The following is a 25,552-nucleotide window of genomic DNA, read 5'->3' as shown; positions in this document are numbered from 1 at the left end:
TGGGGGTCAGAGTAAAACAGGTGCCCCCGTGCGAACCGACTGATCCGCGGCAAGGGCAATCCGTAGAGAGCCCAATGCATCTTCCATATGCTGCGTCAGGTCAAGATTTTCTGTTATAGACTTTAGGAAAAATTGCTGTTCGCGCAGGCAAAGACCATCATGATCAGGTTCGTCATCGGTGCGGATAATTTCGTCTGAGCGGGTAAATTCACCGGCACTGTCTGTTTCCGCATGATGCAGGCGCAATGCATTTGTCTTGGTATGCGTATCGATGTCGGCCGATCCAGCACCTTTTTCTTCGACATCGGTGATTGATACGCTGCCTTTCGGGCCAATGACATCTTTCACAAAGAAGGCGGTTTCGCTGATCATCGGGCCCCAGCCGGCCTCGTACCAGCCAACAGAACCGTCATCAAAGCGAACTTGCAACTGCCCGTAATTATACATATCGGGCGCGACATCGTCAGACAGGCGAACGCCGATTGCATTGACCGACACCGGCTTGGCCCCGGTCATCAGACACATGATATCAAGATAATGAACACCACAATCGACAATGGGTGATACGCTGTTCAGAAGACGTTTGTGGGTTTCCCAGAATGCGCCACTGCTTTGCTGGTTAAGGTTCATGCGCATCACAAGCGGTTTGCCAAGGGTCTTGGCAATTTCAACAAACTTTTCCCAGGACGGATGATGGCGCAGGATATAGCCAATCACGAGCTTGCGGTCATGTTTGCGTGCGCTTGCCACAACCCGTTCGGCATCTTCGACAGTGGCTGCAAGCGGCTTTTCAATAAAGACATGCGCACCAGCTTCAAACGCGGCAATCGCAAAGTCCGCATGGGTCTCGGTATAGGTATTTATCGAAACTGCATCCGGGTTCGTTTCGGCAAGGGCAGTGTGAAAGTCGGTAAACTGAGGATAGTTTGCAAAACCGTCCGGCAATTTATCAGCAGGAATTGACGACCGGGCACAGATGCCGACAATCTCGTACCCGTCAAGGGCGTGATAGGCCTTTGCATGGGACATGCCCATATTGCCAAGCCCAATAACAAGAATGCGAACCGGCTTCATTTTGTGCCTCCTGAAATACCTGATAAATTATTGATTGTGTCTGTTATTCAGCGCCATTGATCCAGCTTCTGGTCACGTTGTATTCGCCATCAAACAGGATCATGTCCGCCTGATAACCCGGGGCGATACGCCCCATTTTATGATCCAGTTTCAAGAACGCAGCCGGGTAAAGTGACCCCATGCGAAGGGCTTCGCCAAGCTCAATCCCTACCATTTCCACGCAATTTCGAACCGCACCAATCATATCAAGGTCGGAGCCCGCCAGCGTCCCATCCGCCAGGGCGCACCGGCCATCCGTGGCAATAATTTCTTCCCCACCAAGATTGAATCGCTTGTCCGAGGCCCCGACAGTCGGCATGGCATCAGTGACCAGCATGATCTTGCCGGTTGCCTTTGCGTTTACAGCAATCTTCACCGCGGCCGGATGAACGTGATAACCGTCAACGATCAGGCCACACCATGTCACATCATCGGCCATCGCAGCCCCGGCAACACCGGGTTCACGGTGGGTAAGGGGGCTCATGGCATTGAACAGATGCGTAAAGCCGCGCAAACCTTCGCTGATCGCCTTTTGAATGTCGTCATAAGTACCTGCCGTGTGCCCGGCACAGACAAGAACTCCTTTGTCAGAAAGCTTTTTGATCGTCCCGCTGGTGGCCTTTTCCGGTGCCATTGTTACCAGTATCCGGCCATTTGGAAGACGGCTTAGAAGATCGATTGCGTCATCTTCCATCGGGCGGATGATGTCGGCTGAATGCACACCCTTGCGTTCTTTGTTCAGATACGGCCCTTCAAGATGAATACCGACGATGCCAGGGACGTTTTCGTTAATCGCGTCCTCAACCGCCGCAATGGCTGCTTCCATCTTGTCACGATAATCCGTGATCAGGGTCGGTAGCATTGCCGTGGTGCCAAATTTGCGATGGGCCGCCATGATGGCGCGAATACCAGCGACATCCGGCTGATCATTCAAAAGAACACCGCCACCACCATTGACCTGAACATCAATCAGTCCGGGGGCAAGAACCTGTCCCTTGCCATCGATAACGTCAATCCCGTCGGGCAGGGCGTTATCCGCGCAAATGGCATCAATTTTGCCATCGCGTATAACAACCGCCTTTCCGTCGAGAAATTCTGTCCCGTCGAAAATGCGGGCATTTGCAATGGCAAAACTGGTCATTAGTGCGTCTCCGTCACTTTCGAAAGATGCGGCGGGGCATCCGGATTACAGCCGCGCGCCAGCGCAACACTTTCAGCAAGTGTATAGAAAGTCTGGATCATCGTAATCGGGGCAAGCAACGGATGGATATCCTCGACCACCGGAAGGTGTCCCTTTACGTCCGCATATCCGGTTTCGGCTGCAAACAGATTGTCGGTCTTGGCTCGCATTTCCGCCAGAAAGTCCTCGACACTGTCGCGCGATGCGTCTTGCTGTGAAAAGACCAGCATCGGGAAGGTCGGCGTTACCAGCGCCATCGGGCCATGCTTTACTTCAGCCGCGCTGAAAGCTTCGGCATGCAAGCTGCTGGTTTCTTTGAATTTAAGGGCTGCCTCCTGGGCGATTGCAAAGGCAGGCCCGCGGCCAATGACATAAAGCCCGTTTGATTTGGCGATGGTTTCCGAGGCCCCCAGCCAATCCTTTTCAAGAGCCGTACGCAGGGATTGCGGAAGATTGCCAAGACCCTTGTTGAATGCGTCGTCCTGTGTCCATGCACCGACGATCTGGGCAATCGCCGACAATGTGGCAATATAGGATTTGGTTGCCGCAACACTTGTTTCCGGACCAGCCATCAGGGGGATGACATGATCGACAGTTTCGGCAAGCGGGGAATCGACCACATTGACCAGTGCGACGGTTCGCGCGCCTGCGTCACGGGCCGCCTCGGCATTTTTGACAAGGTCGGGACTCTTGCCTGATTGGGAAACTGCGATGAACAGTGCATCCTTTGAGGCGATCGACCGGTTATAGATCGATACGATCGAGGGTGCGGCCGATACCACCGGAATGCCCAACTGACTTTCAATAAGGTACTTGGCATAAAGGGTCGCGTGGTCCGAGCTGCCACGACCACAGGTCACAACAAATTTCGGCGGATTGGCGCGCAGATCGTCAGCAAGTTTGGCAATTGCGTCCTTGTTGCCCGCAAGCTGCGTTGCAACGACTTCCGGAGCCTCTGCCAATTCGCGGCCCATCTGTGTTTGCGGGCGCCAATTCGTTGTCATATGCCGTATTCCCTTGGTTTCCGGTGGATGCGTTGATCTGGTCAACGGGCATCCACCTGCATTTCAGCAATAAAGTCGTAACTGTCACCGCGGTAGTAGGACCGGGTGAACTCAACCGGGGTTCCATTTGCCAGAAAGGACCGCCGCTCGATATAGAGCGCGGCACTGCCTTCCGGAACGCCCAGAATTTTGGCGGTTTCGCCATCGAAAAGTTCTGCCCGAAGCCGCTGAAGGGCGCGTTCAGGCTTTTTGTTGTATTTCGCCAGCGCGTCATAAAGCGATTTGTCGACTTCATCCGGGCTGGGCAGGAAGGCGCGCGGAATTACCGCATATTCAAGTGCCATCGGCTTGTCATTGGCAGTACGCAGACGACGCAGCCTTGTAACTTCGGTCCCCGGCGACAGATTAAGCGCCATGGCTTCTTCGGGTGAGGCATGACCAAGTGTTTTTTCGATCCAGATGGCCCCTGGATCCATGCCACGGGTGATCATGTCCTCGGTAAAGGATGTCAGGCGTGACAGGGCCTGCTCGACACGCGGTGCGACGAACGTTCCGGCGCCGTGGCGTTGAACCAGAACACCTTCCTCGACAAGGGCGCGCATCGCATTGCGAACCGTTACCCGTGAAATGCCAAGTTCGGTTGCCAGATCGCGCTCGCTGGGCAGGGCATCTTCGACCTGCAAAATTCCATCATCAATCACAGCCTTCAACGCCGATTGCAGGCGACGGTACAAAGGACCATTCCCGTTATTTTCGATGTCGCGGGTTCTGAGATTGGCAATGACGTCCGACGTTGCGATCATGCGGCGGCTCTTTCATGTTGCTTGGCCATCAAGATAGCCCCATGCATGGCGTCAAATTTCGCGGAAACCAGCAATTCGGCAATTTCGGGCGGCATGCGCCGGGCCATCTGTTCTGCCAGTCCGCCCATCAGGGTCAGTCGCGGCGCACCGAAATCAACCAGCCTGCGCAAGATTGCCAGATTGGCGTCGACGGCGATCTGGATCAGGTCAATCGCCACACTGTCACCAGCCGCTTCGGCATCAAACACCATCGGGCAGAGTTTTCCATAGTCGGACGGCTTTGCTTTTTCCGCAAATATGACGATATTTTCGGGGTCATTATCAAACCGGGCCATGACCGCTGCGGTCAGATCGGTTTTCCTTGCCAAACCATCATGGGCAAGCAGGGCGGTTTCAATGGCATTGCGTCCAATTCTCGCACCGCTTCCAAGATCGGAAACCTCGAACCCCCAACCGGCAACAGACAACTGTCGATCCCCGATGATTGCCTGGCCACATGTTCCGGTCCCCACAATCAGGATGGCGCCATCCTGGCCATCATGCGCACCAAGGCATGCTGTATAGGCATCTGTCGCAAAGCAGATGTCGGCGAACGGGTGATTATAGGACTGCACAAGCTGACGATCACGCGTTAGCGGAAGGCCCGCAAGCCCAAGGCCCGCATGCAGATCGCCAAGGTATTTTTCATCAAGCCCGGCATTGGAAAGGGCCATTTTCGCCGCTGCGATGATTTCGCCAAATACGTAATCGACTCCAAGTCGCGTATTCGCACCACCACGCACAGCTTCACCAAGGATCCGTCCGGATGCATCTGCAATCCGAACGCGGCACTGCGTTCCGCCGCCATCAACACCAAGATAAAGCTGTTCGTTTTTCATCTCAAAGCAACTGCCTTCTCATTCATTAGGCGAGCATAGCAGAGTGGTATCTTAAAAAGCAATACCAATATAACGCCACTAAAACTGTTACTGGTCTGAGTTTGGAGTCCGTACATATACGCAGAAGCTTTTGCGCAAAATTGATATCCTTATATAATACGTTGTTTTAACTAGAGATATCTCCCGATATCCGAGCTGTGGCACAAATTATTCATCAAGCAGCTTGCGTTGCTGGTATCACAATGGTATTTAATTTGCAGAGGGAGACGGAAAAATGGCATCACGCACAGAAGATTTTGATTCGCGATTTGCCGGGTTGGATCAATGGTCCGACGCCGATTTCCTTATGGCCTTGTGGGAAGGCCAGATGCGCGCTGTGGTCTCGGTTGGTCCGATCCTGGGGGATTTGGCGACAGCCGCCAACGGGATAGCACGCCGCCTGGGGGGCGGCGGGCGTCTCGTTTACGTCGGAGCCGGAACATCAGGCACTGTCGCCTGGCAAGATGCTAAGGAACTTGGCGGCACCTTTGGCTGGCCTGAAAGCCATACCATCGTGATGCTGGCTGGCGGGGTTCAAAGTGCGCCGAACGAATTCAATGGTGCCGAGGATGATACCAGCCTTGCCGAACGCGAAATTTCCCAGAACAACATTTCAGAAAATGATGCGGTAATCGCGATCGCTGCCAGCGGCGCGACCCCTTACACGGTGCGCGCGCTCGAACTTGCCCGTGATCGCGGGGCCTTCACGGTGGGCATCTGTAACAATCAGGATGGCAAAATTCTTGGCGTCGCAGAAACCGGTATCTTTCTTGATAGCGCGCCGGAAGTGGTTGCCGGATCCACCCGCATGGGGGCCGGTACCGCGCAAAAAGCAGCCCTGAACATTCTGTCGACCCTTGTGATGAACAAGTTGGGCCGATTGTTCGACAACCTGATGGTTGGCATGCGCGCCGAGAACATCAAACTTCGGGACCGGGCAGTACGGATCGTTTCGCATATTGCATCTTGCGACGCCGAACTTGCATCAGACGCCCTTGAAAAATCCGATTTCGATATCCGCGTGGCGGTGCTGATGACCAAGGGCCACAGCCCCGACCGGGCAAAAGAAATTCTTGCGCTGTCTAATGGAAATCTCCGGGCGGCACTTGAGTACAGGAACTGACATCAACACGGTGCCAGTCCGCCGACATTGATCAGAGGAGGCATAAATGTCGAATAAAGTCTTAACAAAAGGCCTGGCCGGGGCCCTGGCGGCAAGTGTCGCCCTGGTTCCGTTGATGGCGTCTGCAGGCGAACTCGTAATTGAAAGCTGGCGCAATGACGATATTGATATCTGGAATGAAAAAATCATTCCGGCATTCAATGAAGTTCACCCTGACATCAAGGTGTCGTTCAAGCCGACCCCGCCGACCGAATATAACGCATCGGTAAACGCAAAACTGGCTGGTGGTACCGCGGGTGACCTGATCACGTGCCGTCCGTTTGATGCATCGCTTGAACTTTACAAGCAGGGCAATCTTGCCGCTCTTGATGACCTTAAAGGCATGGACAACTTCTCGGACGTTGCCAAATCTGCCTGGCAGACCGACGATGGCGCAGTCACTTTCTGCTTGCCGATGGCATCGGTCATTCATGGCTTCATCTATAACAAGGAAGCCTTTGAAGAAGTTGGCGTTGAAGTCCCGAAAACCCGCGAAGAGTTTTATGCTGCCCTTGATAAGATCAAGGAAGACGGCAGCTACATCCCGATGGCGATGGGCACCGCGGACCAGTGGGAAGCAGCCACCATGGGCTTCCAGAATATCGGCCCCAACTACTGGGACGGTGAAGCAGGCCGCAAGGCATTGATCGATGGCAGCGCAAAATTCACCGATGCCGCCTATGTCGACACGTTCAAGGAACTGGCAAGCTGGAAAAACTACCTTCCGGACGGCTATGAAGCCATTTCCTATCCGGATGCACAGAACCTGTTCTCGCTTGGTCGTGCCGCCGTTTATCCGGCAGGTTCCTGGGACATTTCGCTGTTTAACAACCAGGCCGATTTCGAGTTCGGTGCATTCCCGCCGCCCGCAGCAGCCGGTGCAGACACCTGCTATATCAGTGACCACACCGATATTGCACTTGGTCTGAATGCGGATTCCAAAAACGCAGCCGAAGCGAAGCTGTTTCTTGAATGGATGACCGGTTCGGAATTTGCCGAGCTTTATTCCAACGCGCTGCCGGGCTTCTTCTCCTTGTCGAACCACACGGTCGAAGTAACCGATCCGGTCGCCAGCGAGTTTGTAAGCTGGCGCCAGAAGTGCGAGTCCACCATTCGTAACTCATACCAGATCCTTTCGCGTGGCACGCCGAACCTTGAAAACGACCTGTGGAACCTTTCCGCCCAGGTTATCAACGGTACATTGACCCCGGAAGAAGCAGCCGGCGCTGCGGAAGCTGGTCTGGCGAAATGGTACGCACCGCACCAGTAAAGAACTGAAAGGATGGCGGGAACGACCGGTTTCTGCCATCCTTCATTCATCGTTGATGTTTGCCGTGCCATTGCAGGCAAGCAGCCCGACCGCCGGGCGAAACTGCGGTTCACTGATTACAGAAGACCCAAGCAGGTCTTCATTCTTTTAAATCTTGGATAACAGGACAGGGTATGGCGCATTCCGGCCCCATGACCGATTGGCGCAAGGCAAAACTGCCTGTGATTGCCTTTCTGGCCCCAGCAACGATCATTTACACACTGTTTATGATCTATCCGCTGCTTGATTCCATCCGGTTAAGCTTCTACGCAACGCCAAGCGGCGGTGAGGCGGCTTTTGTCGGCCTTGACAATTACCGCACGATTTTGGCGGATCCGGACTGGTCTGCGACCTTCTGGAACAGCTTCTGGAACAATATGAAGTTCTTTGCGGTTCATATGCTGATCCAGAACCCGATCGGTATTGCGCTGGCCGGTATTCTGAGCCTGCCGCAATTGCGGTTCCGCAACACATATCGCACCATGATGATCATGCCGACCATGTTATCAGTCGTGATTGTCGGCTTTATCTGGCAGTTGATCCTGAGCCCGGTTTGGGGAGTTGGCGCGGACCTGCTTGATATTGTTGGCCTGAAGTCGCTGTTTGGGCCGTGGCTTGGCAAAGAAGGCAGTGCACTGATTACGCTTTCCTTCATTTCGGTCTGGCAGTGGGTCGGCATTCCTTTGATGCTGATCTATGCGGCCTTGCTGGCCATTCCGGACGATCTGGTGGATGCGGCCATTGTTGATGGCGCGACCCATTTCGAAGTCTTCATTCACATCAAACTGCCATTGGTTTTGCCGACTGTCGCGATGGTGTCGATTTTGACTTTTGTCGGTAATTTCAATGCATTCGATCTGATATATGCGGTAAAGGGTGCGTTGGCCGGCCCCAACTTCTCGACCGATATCATGGGCACCTTGTTCTATCGCACATTCTTTGGTTATCAGTTGCAGCTGGGCGATCCGCATTTGGGCGCCACCGTTGCATCCTTGATGTTCCTGATCATTCTGGCAGGCGTTCTGTTCTATCTGTTCGCCATTCAGCGCCGACTGGCGCGTTATCAGCTGTAGTCGGGGGCGAATATGAGTTTTGCAAACATCCGCAGAGAAGACGCCAGCCGCGCAGTCATCGTGCACGCGATCTTGCTGACCTATACCCTGGTTGCGCTTTATCCGATTTTTCTTGTGGTCATCAATGCTTTCAAGACGCGCAAAGGGATCTTTCGCGATCCGATGGGCTTGCCGAATGCGGAGACCTTCAGTCTTGAAGGTTTCACCAAGGTTCTGGCGAAATCCAATTTCGAGCTGTTTTTCTATAACAGCTTTACCGTGACCATCGTGACCATCGTTATTGTTCTGCTGTTGGCAGCAATGGCGGCATGGGCGCTGTCGGAATACAAGTTTCCAGGCAACACCGCATTGGCCCTGTATCTTGCAATTGGCATCATGGTGCCGATCCGTCTGGGGTCGGTGTCTATCCTGAACCTGATTGTTGATATGGGATTGGTCAACACCCTGACGGCGCTGGTACTGGTCTATGTCGCACAAGGCTTGCCCTTGGCAATCTTTATCCTGACCGAATTCATGCATCAAATTCCCAAGGATTTGAAAGAAGCCGCAAGATGCGACGGGGTCGGGGAGTTCAAGATTTTCTTTGCGATCATTTTGCCTTTGATCCGGCCCGCCGTTGCGACGGTTGCTGTATTTACAATGATCCCGATCTGGAATGATCTGTGGTTCCCGCTGATCCTTGCACCCGGTGACGGCAAGCAGACCATCACCCTTGGTGTGCAGCAATTTATTGGCCAGTATGTGACAGACTGGAATGCGGTGCTGGCGTCGCTGAGCCTTGCGATCATTCCGATCCTTATCCTTTATCTGATTTTCTCCCGACAACTCATTCGTGGCCTGACATCCGGCGCTGTGAAGTAACTGTTGGCTGATAGGAGCTTTGAATAAATGGCTGACTTGAAACTTGACCAGATCCGCAAAAGCTATGGCGCTGTGGATGTGCTGCACGGCATTGATCTGGATGTCAAAGACGGTGAATTCGTCGTGTTTGTTGGCCCTTCGGGCTGCGGCAAATCAACCTTGTTGCGAATTATTGCAGGCCTTGAAGACATCACGGGCGGCGATCTGATGATCGATGGAGAGGTGGTAAACACCAAAAGCCCGCGTGATCGCGGTATTGCCATGGTGTTCCAGTCCTATGCACTTTATCCGCATATGACGGTATACAAAAACATGGCCTTCGGGCTTAAGCTCGACAAACAGGACAAGGCGGCAATCGATGCCCGGGTACGCGAAGCCGCCCGCATCCTGCAACTTGATCAGCTTCTTGACCGGCGTCCGTCCGAGCTTTCAGGTGGTCAGCGCCAGCGCGTTGCGATTGGCCGTGCGATCGTGCGCCAACCCAAGGTCTTCCTGTTTGACGAACCGTTGTCCAACCTTGATGCCGCATTGCGTGTCCAGACCCGCATTGAAATTGCCAAGCTGCATCAGGACCTGAAATCAACAATCATCTATGTCACGCACGATCAGGTCGAAGCCATGACACTGGCGGACAAGATCGTCGTGATGAATGGCGGGAATGTCGAGCAGGTCGGATCGCCGATGCAGCTTTATCATCATCCGGAAACCCGCTTTGTTGCCGGTTTTATCGGGTCACCGGCCATGAACTTCACCAAGGTCACTATTGATGCCGTCGGGCAGGGGCAGGCCACAGTTTCCGTCCCCGGGGGCATGCAATCGGTTCTGCCGTTCAATGTTGATCAGGCTGACATCGGCAAACAGGTTGAGCTTGGCATTCGCCCCGAACATCTTGGACTTGGCGACGAAGGCGCGCTTACTGTCAGTGGCGTGGTCGATGTGGTCGAGAAGCTGGGCGACTCTACCTATTTGTATTTGAAGCTTGCCAATGGTGACCGGGTCACAGTTCGCGCGCCGGGACATAGCCGTGTCAAAATCGGTGAAACCGTTACAGCATCCGCACCAGCCGGTGCCGCGCATCTTTTCAATGACACGGGCAAAGCGTACCAGAAAGTCGATTGTCCGGCTGAATTCAGCGCGGAAGAATAGATTTCACAAAGCTTCCAATCTCAGGACTTCGGATCAAAAGGCGCCACAACCGGCGCCTTTTGGCGTTTGGGGGCGCACCGACCGTCAAGGTCGATTAATTGTTGCAGAACTTTAACTTGCCCTGATGCGGGTGTCGGCGCAAAAATGAACGTGATTTGTTCAAAAGAAAGAAAAAATGACCTTTTTTCTTTCGTATCAACAACAATGTTTGCGATATTGCTCCGTGCCGGAACGAAACAAAAGCCAAATGGCATGCGCGGTCCGGCTACAGGGAAATGCCATCACGTTTATTACGAGGGTTCAAAATGTCAAAAAAACACGGCGCATTGCGTGGTTCCTTGCTCAGCCTTACAGCACTTGCAGGAATGGTTTCGCTTGTTTCGGCTGCTCAGGCTGAAGAACTTCGTCTGCTGACCTGGGGTGGCTATGCCCCTGACGAAGTTGTCGAGCTGTTCGAAAAAGAAACCGGCATTGATGTTGAAGTGACGCTGTCGAACAACGAAGACATGATCTCGAAATTGCGCGCTACTGGCGGCGGCGGTTTCGATCTTGCTCAGCCGTCCCAGGATCGCATTGCAGGTGCACAGCTTGAATATGGCATCTACAAGCCGATCGATCTTGGCAAAATTGACAGCGACAAATTCATTCCGTCGATGCTCGACGCAACCAAATCAAACACCACCGTTGACGGCGAAGTGTATGGCGTACCCCACGTATGGGGTACGAGCGGCCTGATCGTTGACACTTCCAAAGCCGCGGCTGTCAAAGACTATACCGATCTTTGCGCACCGGAAGTAGCCGGCAAGGTTTCCTATCGTCTGAAACGCCCGACGCTGATCGGTTTTGCCTATGCAATGGGTATGGATCCGTTTGCCGCTTATGGTGACGAAGCCAAGTATCAGGAAATCCTTGATGCAGTTGAAGCCAAGCTGATCGAATGCAAAGCCAACGTGAAAACCTATTGGGAAGGCGGCGATGCGCTGCTCAACCTGGTGCGTTCGGGTGAAGTTGTTGCCGCAATGGCGTGGGATACCGGCGGCTGGAAACTCAATAACGACAATGCCGACATCACCTTTGTTGCGCCGAAGTCTGGTGCGCTTGGCTGGATCGATACCTTTGCCTTGCCGCGCAAGACCAAAAACGAAGATGCCGCCTATAAGTGGATCAACTTTGTGATGCAGCCGGAAATCGCTGCCAAAATCACGGCAAGTGCCGGTAACTTCACCGCGTCCAAAGGTGCCGACGAGTTTGCAGATGACAAGCTGAAAGCTCAGTTCCAGGGCAGTTTCCCGCCGGCTGATCTTGACAACATCAAGTGGTATCCGACGGTTCCGGCTGGTCTGGAAGTGCTCGAAGGCAAGACCCTTGACCGTGTGAAAGCAGCACAGTCGAACTAACGGAACACGTTTCCAAACACCTTTGTCCCCGGCATATTTATGTGCCGGGGATATCGTGCTTTCAGGAACGGCAATAACCGTTCAACAGGCTCCACCAACAAAAATAACGTGAACAGGGCTCCTATGGCTGACCAATTTGACCTTGAATGCCGCAATGTGGTCAAAACCTTTGACGACTTTACCGCCGTCAATGACATTTCCCTTGCGATCCCGAAGGGTTCTTTTTTCTCGATCCTGGGTCCAAGCGGATGTGGCAAAACGACGCTTCTTCGGATGCTGGCAGGGTTTCAGGCGCCGACATCCGGCGACATCCTGATCAAGGGATCATCGGTGCTGGGCGTTCCGCCAAACCGCCGACCGGTCAATATGGTGTTTCAGCATTTGGCCCTGTTTCCGATGATGAATGTCGCGGAAAACGTTGCCTATGGTCTGAAACGGCGCGGCGTTGACAAACAAACGATTGCCAAAAAGGTCAACGAAACCTTGGCGCGTGTCGGGTTACCCGATGCCGGCCCCAAACAGGTCAATCAGCTTTCCGGCGGTCAGAAACAGCGTATCGCCATTGCCCGCTGTCTGGTGCTTGACCCGGCTGTGCTTCTTCTTGACGAGCCATTGGGCGCGCTTGATCTTAAGTTGCGCGAACATATGAAAGTCGAACTCAAACAGCTTCAGCACGAGATCGGCACCACCTTTGTCTATATCACCCATGACCAGTCCGAAGCGCTGGTAATGTCGGATCAGGTTGCCGTCATGAATGCCGGCCGTTTTGAGCAGGTGGGCGCACCACAAGATCTCTATTACAACCCGAAAACAGCATTCGTTGCCGGCTTCGTTGGAGAAAGCAACCGGTGGACCGGAACAATCGGTAGCGGTGATGACAACAAGGTCGAAGTCATTCTTCCGACTGGCGGCAAGGTGTTGGCCAAACGCGATGTGCATATGCCCTTGGTCGAAGGTCAGAATGTCGAAATCTTTGTCCGCCCCGAAGCCATCGCAATTGACGGGGCCAGTGGTGCTGAAAACACCATTTCCGCCAAGGTGGAGAACGTTCTGTTTAATGGTGCGGCAAGCAGCCTGCAGGTTCGTGATGTTGCAACCGGTCACGAGATGACGGTGGCACTACCGCAAACCGGTGCGTATGCGTCGGTGCGGGCCGGTGACGAAATCACACTTGGCTGGACTGTTGAAAATACCCGATGCTTTGCTGCTAACCAAAGCGGAGCAGGGGCATGAACAAATCCGCGTCCATAACCGCGGGCGGCACTTTCCGCTTCGGCTTGCTGCTTTTGGCAATGCCGTTGCTGCTGTGGCTGTTTCTGCTGGTTATTCTTCCGCATGTTGATCTTTTTCTGGTGTCGATGCGCGAACGTATTTCGTATGGGAAATATGAATTCAGCCTGATCAACTATATCGAATTCTTTGCTGAACCCCTGTATTGGAACACCTATGTCCGCACTGCGGTCATGTCTATTTTCGCAACGGCCTTGACCCTGATTATCGGTTTTCCGGTTTCCTATTACATCGCCAAAGTGATGCGAGGCAAAGGCAAGAACGTTCTGTTCCTGATGTGCCTTATCCCGTTCTGGGTGTCAGAGCTTGTGCGGACCTTTGGCTGGATGATCCTTTTGCGGGAAAGCGGTGTAATCAGCAACTTCCTGCAATGGGCTGGCCTTGCGGATGGCCCGGTTGAAATGCTTTATAACGATGCGGCTATCATGGTTGGCCTTGTTTACACATCCATGTTGTTCATGGTTGTCCCCCTTGTGTCGGTTCTCGACAGTCTGGATGACAGCCTGATTGAGGCCGGTTATGACCTGGGCGGGAATGCATTTACCGTGACCCGCGATATCGTTATCCCGCATGCAATGCCCGGTATTGCGTCCGGTTGTATCGTGGTCTTCATGCTGACGCTGGGCAATTATCTGACCCCAAATCTTTTGGGCGGGAAAGACAGCCTGTGGTTCACAGAGCAAATCTATACCCAGTTCATCACACGCTTTAACTGGGAATCCGGCTCGGCGTTTGGGTTCCTGTTGCTGATATTGTCGTCCGTAATTGTCTGGGTTGGCCTGAAACTCAGCAAACAGACGCTTTCGGAAACCGTGGGCTAGGGGGAAGACATGATACCAAGCATTCCACAGCCCAAATTCTACAAGGGCTTGTATTCGACCTATATTGCGTTGTTCTTTGTTTATCTGAGCGCACCGCTGATTGTCGTTGGCGTATTTGCCTTCAATGACAGCCTGTTTCCGTCAATGCCGTGGGAAGGCGGTACGTTGGCGTGGTTTTTCGGGAATGAAGATCCCTATATCGGCATTTTCAATGACACCAAGCTTCTTGAAAGTGTCGGCGTTTCGGCGTTTGTTGCCTTCTGGGTTACGGTTCTGTCCGTAACAGTTGGAACATGTAACGCGTTTCTGTTCGAACGCAGCAAGTTTCCCGGCAAGAACCTGCTTTATATTGTTTCGTTATCGCCTCTGGTAATCCCCGGGGTTATTCTGGGGATATCCATTCTGGTGTTCTCGAACGCGATTGCCAATGGCATCGAAAAAGCGATCGGCTGGGACCTCGAATTTCTGCGTCCGGGGCTGTTTTTGGTGATTATTGGCCAGTTCGCCTTTGTCACGACCATCACGACGCTTGTGATATCCGCGCGCCTTCGCAAATTCGACGTCAGTCTTGAAGAAGCCGCCTTGAACCTTGGGGCGACACGGCGGGCCGCACTGTGGACGATCACCATTCCCTTCCTGAAGCCGGCATTGATCGGCGCCGGGATCGTCGCGTTTCTGATGTCATTTGAAAACTTCAATACGACCTTGATGCTGGTCGGTTCTGACGCGCCGCTGACCATTGCCATGTTTGACCGCTTAAAACAGGGGTCAACACCTGTTCTGAATGCGTTATCACTGCTTCTGATGGTTGTTTCCGGCGGGTTGGCGTTGCTGTCGGTCTTTGTCCAGCGCGACAGTAAAAACTGATCGGGGCACATGTACGTTCAGTTGCGAACAAAATGAAAGGGCGGCAGAAATGCCGCCCTTTGTTTTGTTGTGGTCGCTTTTAGTCCCAAGTCTTGATCATCTCCGCTTTAACAATTGTCATTAAATCGCAATAAAAAATTAACATTGACGGCAGTTGAGAACTTGATTTCGCAATGAAGCGAGCCACGACAAGTGGAAAAATGGCCGTGCACTTCACTATTCCCTACTGTTCATGTGAACATAACCATGCATCAGTTTGTGAGTTTTTAGACGGCATCGCGGCGCTATATTGATCATTTGCGCGTTCAAAAAGTAAATTTCCGAAAACTGTCACTTGAGGAAACAGGTCTCCCGACAGAAAACAAATGCGTCGTGGCGAACCGGGCAACAGGCGGTTTGACGCAGATGTCTTTTTAATTGGGAGCTAACAGATCATGTTTCGCAAGACGCTTATGGCAGCGGCTGCTGTGTTTGCACTTGGCAACACCGCAGAAGCAGCAACGGAGATCACCTGGTGGCATGCCATGGACGGCGCGCTTGGCGGTGTGGTTGATCAGATCACCGCAGATTTCAATGCGAGCCAGTCCGACTACCACCTTGTAGCCGTAAACAAGGGTGGCTACGAAGACACCATGACCGCCGGTATCGCGGCATTCCGCGCGAAAAACCAGCCGAACATCATCCAGATCTTCGACGCCGGTGCGGCAACGATCATTAACGCAAAAGGCGCTGTTAAGCCGGTTCAGGACCTGCTTGAAGAAAACAACGTCAAATTTGACATCAATGATTACATCCCGGGCGTTCGTTATTTCTATGCCGATTCTGACGGCAAGATGATCGGAATGCCGTTCAACAGCTCGACCCCGCTTCTGTATTACAACAAGGAAGCCCTTGCCAAAGCCGGTGTTGATGTACCGAAGACCTGGCAGGAATTCGAAGAAGCAGCTCCGAAGCTTAAAGAAGCTGGCTATATCGCGCTTGCCCAATCGCACAGCCCGTGGATCTTCTTTGAAAACTTCATGTCCCGTCACAACCTGCAGATGGCCACTGCCAATAACGGTTATGACAGCACTGACGTTGAAATCCTTTATAACAACGATGCGCTGAAAGATCACTGGCAGCACGTCAAGGATTGGAAAGACGCCGGATATTATGGCTATTACGGCCGTGCATGGGGCGCGAACCAGGACGCCTTCGTTCAGCAGCAGGTTGCCATGTGGATCGGTTCCTCCGGCTCCTTCGGTGGCCTTCGCAAGTCGGCACAGTTTGACTTTGGTACGTCGACCCTTCCGTACTGGAAAGGCGTTGGTGATGCCCCGAAATCAACCTTCATCGGTGGTGCTTCGCTGTTTGCTTTCTCGGGCCATAGCGCAGAAGAAGATGCAGGCGTTGCCGCATTCTTCCAATTCCTGACCAAGCCGGAAACCCAGTATTACTGGCACAAGGAAACCGGTTATGTGCCGATCACCAATGCGGCATATGAACTGGCGAAAAAAGACGGCTATTACAAAGAAAGCCCGGATGCAGAAGTCGGCATTCAGCAGCTGTCTGAAGAAGGTGGCGACTGGACCAAAGGGTACCGTCTTGGTTTTTATGTCCAGATCCGCGAAGTCATCTATCGTGAAGTCGACAAAATCATGAACGGCGAAGAAACCGTTGATGCGGCCTTCAACACGATCGAAGAAGAAGCCAACGGCCTTCTGAAGCGCTTCAACGACACCTATTCCAACTAAACAGCCTTACGCAAATGCGGGGCGGCCCATTGCTGGTCGCCCTGTTTTGCATTTTCCGGACGTGATTAATGGTGGCGTGAGCGATGAAGCGCGTACAATTTGAACATAGCGCGGTGCCGTATCTTTTTATTGCACCCCAGATTTTGATTATTTCGATATTTTTCCTGTGGCCTGCCGCACAGGCGGTTTACCAGTCCTTCCTGCTTGAAGACGCTTTTGGCATGTCGTCGCAGTTCGTCTGGTTCCGCAATTTCGAGGATGTACTGTCAAGCGCGTCCTGGAGCCGGTCTGCGATCTTTACAGTGATCTTTTCGGTACTGGTTGCGGTTATTTCGATCGCAATTTCACTTTTCCTGGCCGTTCGTGCAGACGAGGTCATTCGCGGGGCAAAATCCTATCGGACACTTCTGATGTGGGGATATGCGATTGCGCCGCCGGTGGCCGGATTGCTGGGCAATATGATGTTTAACCCGTTGATGGGCGATCTTTACAAGGCCTTCAACAGTTTCGGCTTTGAATTCAATCATATCCAGAATGCCAATGATGCGGCTTTTGTCGTCATTCTGATTGCGGTCTGGAAGCAGGTCAGCGTCAATTTCATTTTCTTCCTGTCCGGCCTTCAGGGAATTCCGAAATCGGTTCAGGAAGCAGCCACACTTGATTGCAAAAGTGCTGAACGGCGTTTCTGGACGATTACATTCCCACTTTTGGCACCAACGACATTCTTCCTGCTGGTGATCAACCTGACCTACGCGTTCTTTGAAACCTTTGGCATCATTGACGTATCGACCAAAGGTTCGCCGGGCGGGGCCACGGCGACCCTTGTTTACAAGGTCTATGTCGATGGGTTCATCGGTGCGGATCTTGGCGGCAGTTCGGCCCAGTCGGTGCTTCTGATGATCATGGTCAGCGTACTGACGGTGTTCCAGTTCCGGTTCATCGAACGCAAAGTGCATTACTAGGGGGCCCCAGATGTATCAGTCGAAATGGCGAATTTTTACCAACCACACAATTCTGATTTTGGGCGCGCTCTTTATGATCATGCCGGTCTGGATTGCCTTTGCGTCATCGACGCATACCCGTGAATTCATTTTCCAGAACGGTCTGCAATTCTGGCCGGGTGGACATATGATCGATAATTACGGGGCAATCCTGTTTGATCCGTCGGCCACAAAGGGCAGGGTCACCGCTCTTGAAATGCTGTTTAACAGCATGGTGCTGGGGCTTGGCTTTGCAATTGGCAAAGTCATTATCTCGATGATGGCGGCCTATGCGATTGTCTATTTCCGCTTCAAACTGGCGGTGCCGCTTTTCTGGGTGATCTTTTCGACCCTGTTGCTTCCCCTTGAGGTACGTATTGTGCCCTCATACGAGGTGGTGGCAAACCTTGGCTTGTTAAACACCTATACCGGGCTGATCCTGCCGCTGATTGCATCGGCGACCGGGACTTTCTTTTTCCGGCAGTTTTACCGCTCGGTCCCGGATGAACTACTTGAAGCCGCCCGTTTGGACGGGGCAGGGCCCATTCGGTTCTTTATCGATATTCTTGTGCCGCTTTCGGTCACCATGATTGCTGCGATCTTTATCATCATGTTTGTCGTTGGCTGGAACCAGTATCTCTGGCCGCTTCTGATGACCACTGATGATCAGCTTTATACCATCGTGATCGGCATCAAGCAGGTCTATAACTCGCTATATGAAGGCGGACAAATCCCGCAGTTTCCCAAGGCATTTGCCCTAACAATCATGGCCACCATTCCGCCGGTTCTGGTGGTGGTCATCTTCCAGCGCATGTTCATAAAGGGTCTGGTCGAGACAGAGAAATAATTCTGTCTCCCGACACTTGCTGAGCTGACAACAACTGATCCGAATACAGGATACCACGATGGCAACAGTTACCCTTAATCAGGCTGAAAAGACCTATCCGAACGGCTTCAAGGCCATTCATGGCATTGATCTTGCCATTGAAGATGGCGAATTTACCGTCCTTGTCGGACCGTCCGGATGCGGAAAATCAACCTTGCTGCGCATGATCGCCGGCCTTGAAAGCATTTCAAGCGGTGAAATCAGCATCGATGGCAAGGTCGTCAACAAAGTGGCACCGGCTGATCGCGATATTGCGATGGTGTTTCAGAACTATGCGCTTTATCCGCACATGAACAATTTTGACAATATGGCTTATGGTCTTCGCAATCGCGGCTACAGCAAGGCCGATATCGAAAGCAAGGTTCGCGAAGCAGCCCGAATTCTTCAGCTTGAAGATCACCTTGATCGCAAACCTCGTCAGCTTTCCGGTGGGCAGCGTCAACGCGTTGCCATGGGCCGCGCAATTGTTCGCCAGCCCAAAGTCTTCCTGTTTGACGAGCCGCTTTCAAACCTTGATGCCAAGCTGCGCGTTGATATGCGCCTTGAAATCAAGAACCTTCAGCAGCGTCTTGGCATTACGTCTGTGTATGTCACCCATGACCAGGTCGAAGCCATGACCCTTGCCGATCGTCTGATTGTCATGAATGGCGGCATTGCCGAACAGATCGGAACGCCGATTGACATATATGAAAAGCCGGCAACCCGGTTCGTGGCAGGGTTCATTGGATCCCCGGCGATGAACTTCCTCGATGGTGTTATTTTCGACGATGGTAAACATGTGACTGTCGGCGATGGGGTGATGCTTGATATCGACCATAATATTGCTGGTGGACGGGCTGTTGTAGCGGGCATCCGCCCGGAACATCTCAGCATCGCGCAAGCCGGGCAGGGAACGATCAATGCAACTGTCCGCATGGTGGAATCCCTTGGGGCTGAAACCCTTGTTTATCTGGATTTCGGAAGCAAGGCCGACAATGTCACGCTTCGCCTACAAGGGACGCACAACTTTTCCAGAAATGATGCCCTTGGTCTAACAGTGCCGGCAGACAAAATTCATCTGTTCGATACGGAAAGTGGCAAGCGTCTTTAATCGCTGTTTACAAGCTGATGTCACATACCTCCGGCATATATCCTGTGCCGGGGGTATTTTTGTTTCGTCTATCGGTCAATTTGCCCTTGTCTCGCAGGGGGCGAACGGGGTAGTTCGTATCGTCAAAGAACATGGAGATCACCGTGCAGCCAGACATTAAAAAATCCCTGTATGCCGAAGCAGAAAAAGAACTGATCAGCATCACAGAGGGCGAAACGAACGTCACCGCATTGATGGCGACCGTATCGTGCATCCTGTCGGAGAAGTTTGATTATTACTTCTGGACCGGCTTTTACGTGGTTGATCCCAAAAAGGAAAATGAACTGGTCGTCGGCCCGTATCAGGGCACGCTGGGCTGCTTGCGCATTCCATTCGGTCGTGGCGTATGCGGAACTGCTGCTGCCACCCGCGAGACCCAGCTTGTTGCCGATGTGCACGCATTTCCGGGACATATCGCGTGCGACAGCCGTTCCAATTCCGAAATCGTCGTTCCGGTCATCAATCGTGATGGACAGTTGATTGCGGTGCTTGACGTGGATAGTGTCGAGTATGGCTCGTTTGATGAAACGGATCGCGTTTCACTTGAAACTTTAATGCAGCGCATTTTTGCGCAATGATAATTCACAAGTCCTGATCATTCGGGACAGCGGACAACACAAACTTGGAAGATAACCCATGGCTGGTAGTGTCAATAAAGTCATTCTCGTCGGGAACCTCGGGCGCGATCCTGAAATCCGGTTCACCCAGGCCGGTAAGAAAATCGCCAATTTCAGCATTGCGACCTCCGAACAGTGGCGCGACCGTCAGTCTGGAGAGCGCCGCGAGCGTACCGAATGGCATCGCATTGTAGTCTTCAACGAAGGCCTTGCAGACGTTGTCGAACGCTTCGTCAAAAAAGGCAGCAAGCTTTATATCGAAGGCCAGCTGCGCACCCGCAAATGGCAGGGACAGGACGGCAAGGACAACTATACGACCGAAGTCGTGCTTGAAGGCTTTAACTCCAACCTGACCATGCTTGATAACCGCGGCGAAGGTGGCGGCGGCATGGGTGGCGGTTCATCATCCGGCGGCGGTTATGGCGGCTCTGACAATGGCGGCTTCGGCGGCGGTTCTGACGCGGGCTGGGGTAACGGCGGATCGTCGGGCGGCGGTTCCGCACCGGCCGGCGCACCGGACCTGGATGACGAAATTCCGTTCTAAGAATTCATCACTGACATGATCTTCAAAACACCCCGGAACAAAGCTGTTTCGGGGTGTTTTCATAAAGCAGTAAGTTCATTCCGTACGCTGTCTCTATTGACGGTCCTTTTTTGTGACATGATCAACAACAGACAGATTGTGACTTTCGTGCAAAGATGATTTCAATCAGAAAACCAGACCTGTTTGGCAGGTTTGGAAACTCAATGGTTCATGTGTTTCTACGCGTTGCCAAGCATTGTTAGATCGTGCTATCGCGTTACAAATCAAATAGAAACCCGGATATTTGCTGGCAACGGCAATCATTTCAGAAGGCAAGTAGATCCGATTTGGTAGGCCCAGTTTTTGGAACCCCGCGCATGGGGCAAAGCTATGTTGTTCAGGACTGCTCCTATGCCGTTATTCGAAATGGCGAGGGCAAGGTTGCTGTTGCGCGCACACCCAAGGGGATCGTTCTTCTGGGGGGCGGGGTTGAGCCGGGTGAAAGCGAACAGGATGCCCTTTATCGCGAAGCCTATGAAGAGTCCGGATATCGCATCCGGATTATTTCCCGTCTGGGATTTGCATCACAATATGTGAACAATTTCGCCAAAGGCAGATACCGCCTTAAACGTGGCACCTTCTTTGAATGCGAACTGACAGAAAAACTCGGCCCGCCGCTTGAAGACGACCACGAACTGGTCTGGATGCCGTATCAGGAAGCCCATGACAGTCTAATCAGACCGTTTCATCGCTGGGCACTGGAATTTGTCAGCTCTGCTAGCCGCAGCACTTCTTGAACTTTTTCCCCGATCCGCACGGGCAGGAATCATTACGCCCGGCTTTGCCGCCTTTACCGGCGGCAACTTCACTTGTGCCCTGGGTGGCAATAGCGGCCGACTGGTCTTCTGATGGAAAGACGCCATCAACATAGAACCACTTGCCGTCACGTCGAACGAAATTTGACCGTTCATGCAACTGATATGTTTGTCCGTTTTCAATGAAGCTTGCGACAAACTCAACAATACCCGTCTGATCGAGGATTCCACCCTTTGCGCGGTCAATGATTTGAAGTCCGGTCCACTGGGTTTGATCATCCCTGATCCCATCGGCATCGAAATCCGCCCGTTTTTCCGGGGCAAGAGTTCCCGCAAGGTAGTCACCATTGCGAACGACAAAAGCACTATAACGTGATCGCATCAGCTTTTCGGCTGTTTCCGGCATGCTGTCGCCCGCATGGAGCCGGCCACAACAATCACCATAGGTTTCCCGATTGCCGCAGGGGCACGGATTTGTCGATGGAAAAGCAGACATACGATATTCCCGGTAATCAAGCATGGTGCGCGACCCTATATCAGGCGGTTCGCGGATACCAGTTCCTTTGATTTCGACGGTTACCTTTTGGTCACCTTGGAACCGTGTATTTGACTAAGGGTCATCAGTGACACCGAATTTGGACAGCTTGCCTTTGTTTCGCCTCATATCGATTTTACCGTGAATTATTGGCATTCCGAGTACCCGACAGGGTTTGTCGGCTATCGATCGTAAAATGCTGATATTGGATGATTAATATAACTGAAATACTGGTCAGAAGTTCTTGACTGATTTGGTCAGGTTTAGATATATTAAGAATTGCGGGTGGGGGCCCAAAGGCACCGCCGGATCAAAGTCCGGCCTATTGGCGGACATGTAACTTGTCGATTTGCTTCATGTAAGGATGAGACACCATGAATGAACTTCTTATTAGCGTCTGCTGTCCTCTTCCATAGACACCTATGGAATGAAATTGCGACCGGACTTGCGATATCTCCCATTAAATTCCGGTCGTCCAAGTGAATAAATTCACAACCGACAGTGTTTGCGCGTCATCTAATCTTTGACGGACTCCGTATTCAATACAGATGTCGACGCGTAAACCTCTCAGGAGGACATAGAATGAGCGCCATTAAATTACCAGCCGTTCCCCAGGATGAGGGATTTTCGGGTTATCTCCGCGAAGTTTGGAAGTTTCCGATGCTTACCGCGGACGAAGAATACATGCTGGCCCATCGTTATCAGGATCATGATGACACCGCGGCCGCCCACAAACTTGTGACCAGCCACTTGCGTCTTGTTGCCAAAATTGCATTCGGGTATCGCGGCTATGGCTTGCCTATGGCCGACCTGGTTGCCGAAGGCAATACCGGCCTGATGCGTGCCGTGCAGAAATTTGATCCGGAACGCGGTTTCCGTCTGTCGACCTATGCGATGTGGTGGATCCGTGCTGCGGTAACCGAATATATTCTGCAAAGCTGGTCCATGGTCAAACTCGGCACCATGGCCGCGCAGAAGAAACTGTTCTTCAGCCTGCGCAAGGCAAAACGTCAGCTCAATATCTATGACAATGGCGAATTGTCCCCGGATGAAGCTGATCAGGTTGCCGAAAAGCTTGGTGTAACCGGCCGTGAAGCACTTGAAATGAACCGTCGCCTGGCGGCGCGTGATTTCTCGCTGAATACGCCGATGCCAAAAGACGAGGGGATGGAATATCTCGATACCCTGTCATCGGATGCACCAAGCCCGGAAGCAATCGTTGCTGATGCCGAGGAACGTGTTCTTCATAACGGCATGCTGAAAAACGCACTTGGTGAATTGCCCGAACGCGAACAGGAAATCATCAAGGCCCGTTTCCTGAGCGATGATCCGATCACGCTTGAAAAGCTTGGTGAACGCTTTGGTGTCAGCCGTGAACGTGTCCGTCAGTTGGAAGCCCGTGCTTTCAAAAAGCTACAGGAAAGCGTTCTGATGCAGCATGCACAAGCCTGATCGGGCAGGAAGCAAATAATCAAAAGGCGGCACCTTGATGTGCCGCCTTTTTTGTATCTGCCAGCAGCCCCGTTTCGGGGCTTGGGGGCTTGGGGGCTTGGGCAATTAACGGCCTTCAAGAACCGCGCGGGATTTCGCGATCACGTCGACGGTTTTGCTCCACAAACCGTATTTCGTGACATCGCCAACCTTCACCCATTTTGCATCGGCCGCATCACCCCCCAGACTGATGTCGGGGTTAAGGGCAACCGCAACGAAATCAATCAGGGTATAGTGATATTCCACCTTGTCGTCTTCGGTTCGTGAAATCAGATCAACCGTATCGACCAGGATCGGACTTGAAATTTTAACACCGGTTTCTTCCATGACCTCGCGGCATACTGCATCGCGAACGGTTTCGCCGATCTCTTGCGCGCCACCGGGAATGCTCCAGCTACCGATATTGGGTTCCTTGCCACGCTGAATAAGCAGGACATGATCCTGATGCCAGACAACCGCACCAACACCGATCATCGGCCGCGGTAAAAACGTTCTTTCGTCAAGCTCGGAAATCGTCATCATCTTCTTCCAAATCATCGTCCGGATCAGGGACTTCGTGAACTACCTGACCGGTCATTTCGCGCGCACGAATGCCGGTTGTACCGAGAAACTGGTCTTCGGATTCCGGATGCAAAGACATCACGAAATCCAGCGCAGGCGCGTCGCCAAGGGCGAATTGCCGTGCGGCTTCATAATCCGGGGCCCGGACCTTGGCCGTTTTCACCCCGACCGAGCCATCATTGTCGTAAATATATTCGACTATCCAGACCTTCAAAACGTCTCCACAACGGTTCTGTTTGCCTATTTGCGGTTTGTTTGGTTGCGCCGCAAACTTGAATACTGCTATCACTTCAAGGAACGGGGAAACCCGATCCCATGTCGCAGCAATGCCATATTCTTACTTACAAATACTAAATACCAAAGGCTATTCTTACCAATAGCTATCTGGTTGCGGCACTTCAGCACAGGTGATCAATGAACGCCAAGCGCGACGACACAAATGATACGGAAAATCAGGGTTCCGGTCATGTTCTTCCCAGCCCGGGCTTTTTCGCCCGGATGCGGGCATATTTTCTGACAGGTATTCTTGTAAGCGCGCCGCTTGCAATCACGTTCGGTCTGGCCTGGTGGTTTATCGAGTTTGTCGATAGCAAAGTCATCCCACTAATCCCGTCACACTACAATCCCGAAACATATCTGCCGGCGGGCTATCAGGATTACGGCATTCCCGGCCTCGGACTTCTGGTCGTTCTGGTCTTCATTACCATTGTCGGCTGGTTTACGACCAACTTTGCCGGCCGCGCACTGATCAAGCTTTACGAGCGCATTCTCGGCCGCATTCCGGCCGTGCGCAGCATCTATAGCGCGGTAAAACAGATTCTTGAAACCGTGTTGGCCAACCAGTCCAATGCGTTCCGGCAGGCGGTGTTGCTGGAATATCCGCGTCGCGGGATGTGGGCGATCGGCTTTATTACCGGCCAGACCAAGGGCGAGGTGCAAAACCTTACCGAAGACACGGTCATCAACATTTTCTTGCCGACGACCCCGAACCCGACATCGGGCTTTTTGTTGTTCGTGCCGCGTCGCGATATCATCATTCTCGACATGACGGTGGAAGAAGCGATCAAAATGGTCATGTCCGGGGGTATCGTTACCCCGCCGGACCGCCGTCCGCCCGAAGAACAAAGCCAGCCAAAGGTCGCGGCAAAGACCTATGAAGATGTGGATGTGCTTCGTGAAAAGGAAAATGTACCGATTTTGGTTTCGCGCGATATTCCCGCGCGCATCGATCCGGATGCGGATACATCCCCAAAGGATGGTAAAACACGCGAAGACGCATAGCCTGTTAAAGCTTGCAGCACAAATCAAAGGGCGCCAGATATCGGGCGCCCTTTGTCAT

The 25,552-nt window shown here is 52.7% G+C and carries 27 protein-coding genes; 18 read left to right on the top strand and 9 right to left on the bottom strand.

Annotation, left to right across the window (positions count from 1 at the left end):
- Nucleotides 1-6: 6 nt before the first annotated feature.
- The 5 genes from AUQ42_RS10900 to AUQ42_RS10880 are packed head-to-tail and all read right to left on the bottom strand — an operon-like array spanning nucleotide 7 to nucleotide 4,978.
- Nucleotides 7-1,074 carry a Gfo/Idh/MocA family protein gene (locus AUQ42_RS10900; RefSeq protein WP_068519105.1) on the bottom strand — a complete coding sequence of 356 codons (1,068 nt, stop codon included), beginning with the start codon at nucleotides 1,072-1,074 and terminating at the stop codon, nucleotides 7-9.
- 43 nt (nucleotides 1,075-1,117) lie between these two features.
- Nucleotides 1,118-2,254, bottom strand: a complete 1,137-nt coding sequence (gene nagA, locus AUQ42_RS10895) for an N-acetylglucosamine-6-phosphate deacetylase (RefSeq protein WP_068519104.1) — start codon at nucleotides 2,252-2,254, stop codon at nucleotides 1,118-1,120.
- On the bottom strand, nucleotides 2,254-3,297 hold the full coding sequence (locus AUQ42_RS10890) for an SIS domain-containing protein (protein WP_068519103.1): 1,044 nt from the start codon (nucleotides 3,295-3,297) through the stop codon (nucleotides 2,254-2,256). The genes nagA and AUQ42_RS10890 overlap by 1 nt, the downstream gene beginning before the upstream one ends.
- Before the next feature lie 41 nt (nucleotides 3,298-3,338).
- Nucleotides 3,339-4,100, bottom strand: a complete 762-nt coding sequence (locus AUQ42_RS10885) for a GntR family transcriptional regulator (RefSeq protein WP_068519102.1) — start codon at nucleotides 4,098-4,100, stop codon at nucleotides 3,339-3,341.
- Complete coding sequence (locus tag AUQ42_RS10880) at nucleotides 4,097-4,978, bottom strand: BadF/BadG/BcrA/BcrD ATPase family protein (RefSeq protein WP_068519101.1); 882 nt, start codon at nucleotides 4,976-4,978, stop codon at nucleotides 4,097-4,099. Before AUQ42_RS10880 ends, AUQ42_RS10885 begins: the two co-directional genes overlap by 4 nt.
- Before the next feature lie 274 nt (nucleotides 4,979-5,252).
- Between AUQ42_RS10880 and AUQ42_RS10875 the strand changes: the two genes are divergently transcribed.
- The 5 genes from AUQ42_RS10875 to AUQ42_RS10855 all read left to right on the top strand — a co-directional run bounded on the left by AUQ42_RS10875 (nucleotide 5,253) and on the right by AUQ42_RS10855 (nucleotide 10,568).
- On the top strand, nucleotides 5,253-6,140 hold the full coding sequence (locus AUQ42_RS10875; RefSeq protein WP_068519100.1) for an N-acetylmuramic acid 6-phosphate etherase: 888 nt from the start codon (nucleotides 5,253-5,255) through the stop codon (nucleotides 6,138-6,140).
- Between the two features lie 46 nt (nucleotides 6,141-6,186).
- Nucleotides 6,187-7,449, top strand: coding sequence for an ABC transporter substrate-binding protein (locus AUQ42_RS10870; RefSeq protein ID WP_068519099.1), 1,263 nt, complete (start codon nucleotides 6,187-6,189; stop codon nucleotides 7,447-7,449).
- 173 nt (nucleotides 7,450-7,622) lie between these two features.
- Nucleotides 7,623-8,561 (top strand): carbohydrate ABC transporter permease, encoded by a 939-nt coding sequence (locus tag AUQ42_RS10865; RefSeq protein WP_068519098.1) that lies wholly within the window; start codon nucleotides 7,623-7,625, stop codon nucleotides 8,559-8,561.
- A gap of 12 nt (nucleotides 8,562-8,573) precedes the next feature.
- Complete coding sequence (locus tag AUQ42_RS10860) at nucleotides 8,574-9,422, top strand: carbohydrate ABC transporter permease (RefSeq protein ID WP_068519097.1); 849 nt, start codon at nucleotides 8,574-8,576, stop codon at nucleotides 9,420-9,422.
- Nucleotides 9,423-9,449: 27 nt separating this feature from the next.
- Nucleotides 9,450-10,568: an ABC transporter ATP-binding protein gene (locus tag AUQ42_RS10855; RefSeq protein ID WP_068519096.1), complete on the top strand. Its 1,119-nt coding sequence runs from the start codon at nucleotides 9,450-9,452 to the stop codon at nucleotides 10,566-10,568.
- Between the two features lie 20 nt (nucleotides 10,569-10,588).
- On the opposite strand, the gene AUQ42_RS10850 is transcribed toward AUQ42_RS10855, so the two are convergent.
- On the bottom strand, nucleotides 10,589-10,822 hold the full coding sequence (locus AUQ42_RS10850) for a hypothetical protein (RefSeq protein ID WP_068519095.1): 234 nt from the start codon (nucleotides 10,820-10,822) through the stop codon (nucleotides 10,589-10,591).
- A 51-nt stretch (nucleotides 10,823-10,873) separates the two neighbouring features.
- On the opposite strand from AUQ42_RS10850, the gene AUQ42_RS10845 reads away from it, so the two are divergent.
- From AUQ42_RS10845 to AUQ42_RS10795, 11 genes are all read left to right on the top strand, one after another.
- A complete protein-coding gene (locus tag AUQ42_RS10845; protein WP_068519094.1) occupies nucleotides 10,874-11,965 on the top strand; it encodes an extracellular solute-binding protein in 1,092 nt (363 codons plus the stop codon).
- A 123-nt stretch (nucleotides 11,966-12,088) separates the two neighbouring features.
- Entirely contained in the window at nucleotides 12,089-13,198 is a 1,110-nt protein-coding gene (locus tag AUQ42_RS10840) for an ABC transporter ATP-binding protein (protein WP_068519093.1), read from the top strand.
- Nucleotides 13,195-14,076, top strand: a complete 882-nt coding sequence (locus AUQ42_RS10835; RefSeq protein ID WP_068519092.1) for an ABC transporter permease — start codon at nucleotides 13,195-13,197, stop codon at nucleotides 14,074-14,076. The genes AUQ42_RS10840 and AUQ42_RS10835 overlap by 4 nt, the downstream gene beginning before the upstream one ends.
- A 9-nt stretch (nucleotides 14,077-14,085) precedes the next feature.
- Nucleotides 14,086-14,943: an ABC transporter permease gene (locus AUQ42_RS10830; RefSeq protein ID WP_068519091.1), complete on the top strand. Its 858-nt coding sequence runs from the start codon at nucleotides 14,086-14,088 to the stop codon at nucleotides 14,941-14,943.
- Between the two features lie 434 nt (nucleotides 14,944-15,377).
- The gene (locus tag AUQ42_RS10825) at nucleotides 15,378-16,676 is read left to right on the top strand and encodes an extracellular solute-binding protein (RefSeq protein ID WP_068519090.1); all 1,299 of its coding nucleotides are present in this window, start codon (nucleotides 15,378-15,380) and stop codon (nucleotides 16,674-16,676) included.
- A gap of 83 nt (nucleotides 16,677-16,759) precedes the next feature.
- Nucleotides 16,760-17,638, top strand: a complete 879-nt coding sequence (locus tag AUQ42_RS10820; RefSeq protein ID WP_068519089.1) for an ABC transporter permease subunit — start codon at nucleotides 16,760-16,762, stop codon at nucleotides 17,636-17,638.
- Nucleotides 17,639-17,648: 10 nt separating this feature from the next.
- A complete protein-coding gene (ugpE, locus tag AUQ42_RS10815; RefSeq protein WP_068519088.1) occupies nucleotides 17,649-18,503 on the top strand; it encodes a sn-glycerol-3-phosphate ABC transporter permease UgpE in 855 nt (284 codons plus the stop codon).
- A gap of 58 nt (nucleotides 18,504-18,561) precedes the next feature.
- Nucleotides 18,562-19,632 (top strand): sn-glycerol-3-phosphate import ATP-binding protein UgpC, encoded by a 1,071-nt coding sequence (locus AUQ42_RS10810; RefSeq protein WP_068519087.1) that lies wholly within the window; start codon nucleotides 18,562-18,564, stop codon nucleotides 19,630-19,632.
- A gap of 143 nt (nucleotides 19,633-19,775) precedes the next feature.
- Nucleotides 19,776-20,249, top strand: a complete 474-nt coding sequence (locus AUQ42_RS10805) for a GAF domain-containing protein (RefSeq protein WP_156480874.1) — start codon at nucleotides 19,776-19,778, stop codon at nucleotides 20,247-20,249.
- Nucleotides 20,250-20,307: 58 nt separating this feature from the next.
- A complete protein-coding gene (ssb, locus tag AUQ42_RS10800) occupies nucleotides 20,308-20,832 on the top strand; it encodes a single-stranded DNA-binding protein (protein ID WP_068519085.1) in 525 nt (174 codons plus the stop codon).
- Nucleotides 20,833-21,188: 356 nt separating this feature from the next.
- Nucleotides 21,189-21,608 (top strand): NUDIX hydrolase, encoded by a 420-nt coding sequence (locus tag AUQ42_RS10795; protein WP_231856740.1) that lies wholly within the window; start codon nucleotides 21,189-21,191, stop codon nucleotides 21,606-21,608.
- Here the strand turns inward: AUQ42_RS10795 and AUQ42_RS10790 are convergent.
- Nucleotides 21,589-22,122: a YchJ family protein gene (locus AUQ42_RS10790; RefSeq protein WP_068519214.1), complete on the bottom strand. Its 534-nt coding sequence runs from the start codon at nucleotides 22,120-22,122 to the stop codon at nucleotides 21,589-21,591. The two genes, AUQ42_RS10795 and AUQ42_RS10790, sit on opposite strands and share 20 nt — an antisense overlap.
- 621 nt (nucleotides 22,123-22,743) lie before the next feature.
- Here AUQ42_RS10790 and rpoH point away from each other — a divergent pair.
- On the top strand, nucleotides 22,744-23,613 hold the full coding sequence (rpoH, locus tag AUQ42_RS10785) for an RNA polymerase sigma factor RpoH (RefSeq protein ID WP_068519083.1): 870 nt from the start codon (nucleotides 22,744-22,746) through the stop codon (nucleotides 23,611-23,613).
- A 105-nt stretch (nucleotides 23,614-23,718) separates the two neighbouring features.
- Here rpoH and AUQ42_RS10780 read toward each other — a convergent pair whose 3' ends face one another.
- Nucleotides 23,719-24,171: an NUDIX hydrolase gene (locus AUQ42_RS10780; RefSeq protein WP_068519082.1), complete on the bottom strand. Its 453-nt coding sequence runs from the start codon at nucleotides 24,169-24,171 to the stop codon at nucleotides 23,719-23,721.
- Entirely contained in the window at nucleotides 24,152-24,427 is a 276-nt protein-coding gene (locus tag AUQ42_RS10775; RefSeq protein WP_068519081.1) for a hypothetical protein, read from the bottom strand. Before AUQ42_RS10775 ends, AUQ42_RS10780 begins: the two co-directional genes overlap by 20 nt.
- A gap of 200 nt (nucleotides 24,428-24,627) precedes the next feature.
- Between AUQ42_RS10775 and AUQ42_RS10770 the strand changes: the two genes are divergently transcribed.
- A complete protein-coding gene (locus AUQ42_RS10770; protein WP_068519080.1) occupies nucleotides 24,628-25,494 on the top strand; it encodes a DUF502 domain-containing protein in 867 nt (288 codons plus the stop codon).
- Nucleotides 25,495-25,552: the final 58 nt, after the last annotated feature.

This window comes from Thalassospira sp. MCCC 1A02491 (assembly GCF_001613785.1).
Taxonomy (GTDB): domain Bacteria; phylum Pseudomonadota; class Alphaproteobacteria; order Rhodospirillales; family Thalassospiraceae; genus Thalassospira; species Thalassospira povalilytica.
Note: the sequence above shows the minus strand (reverse complement) of the source record. Positions and strands in the feature narration are given on the sequence as shown.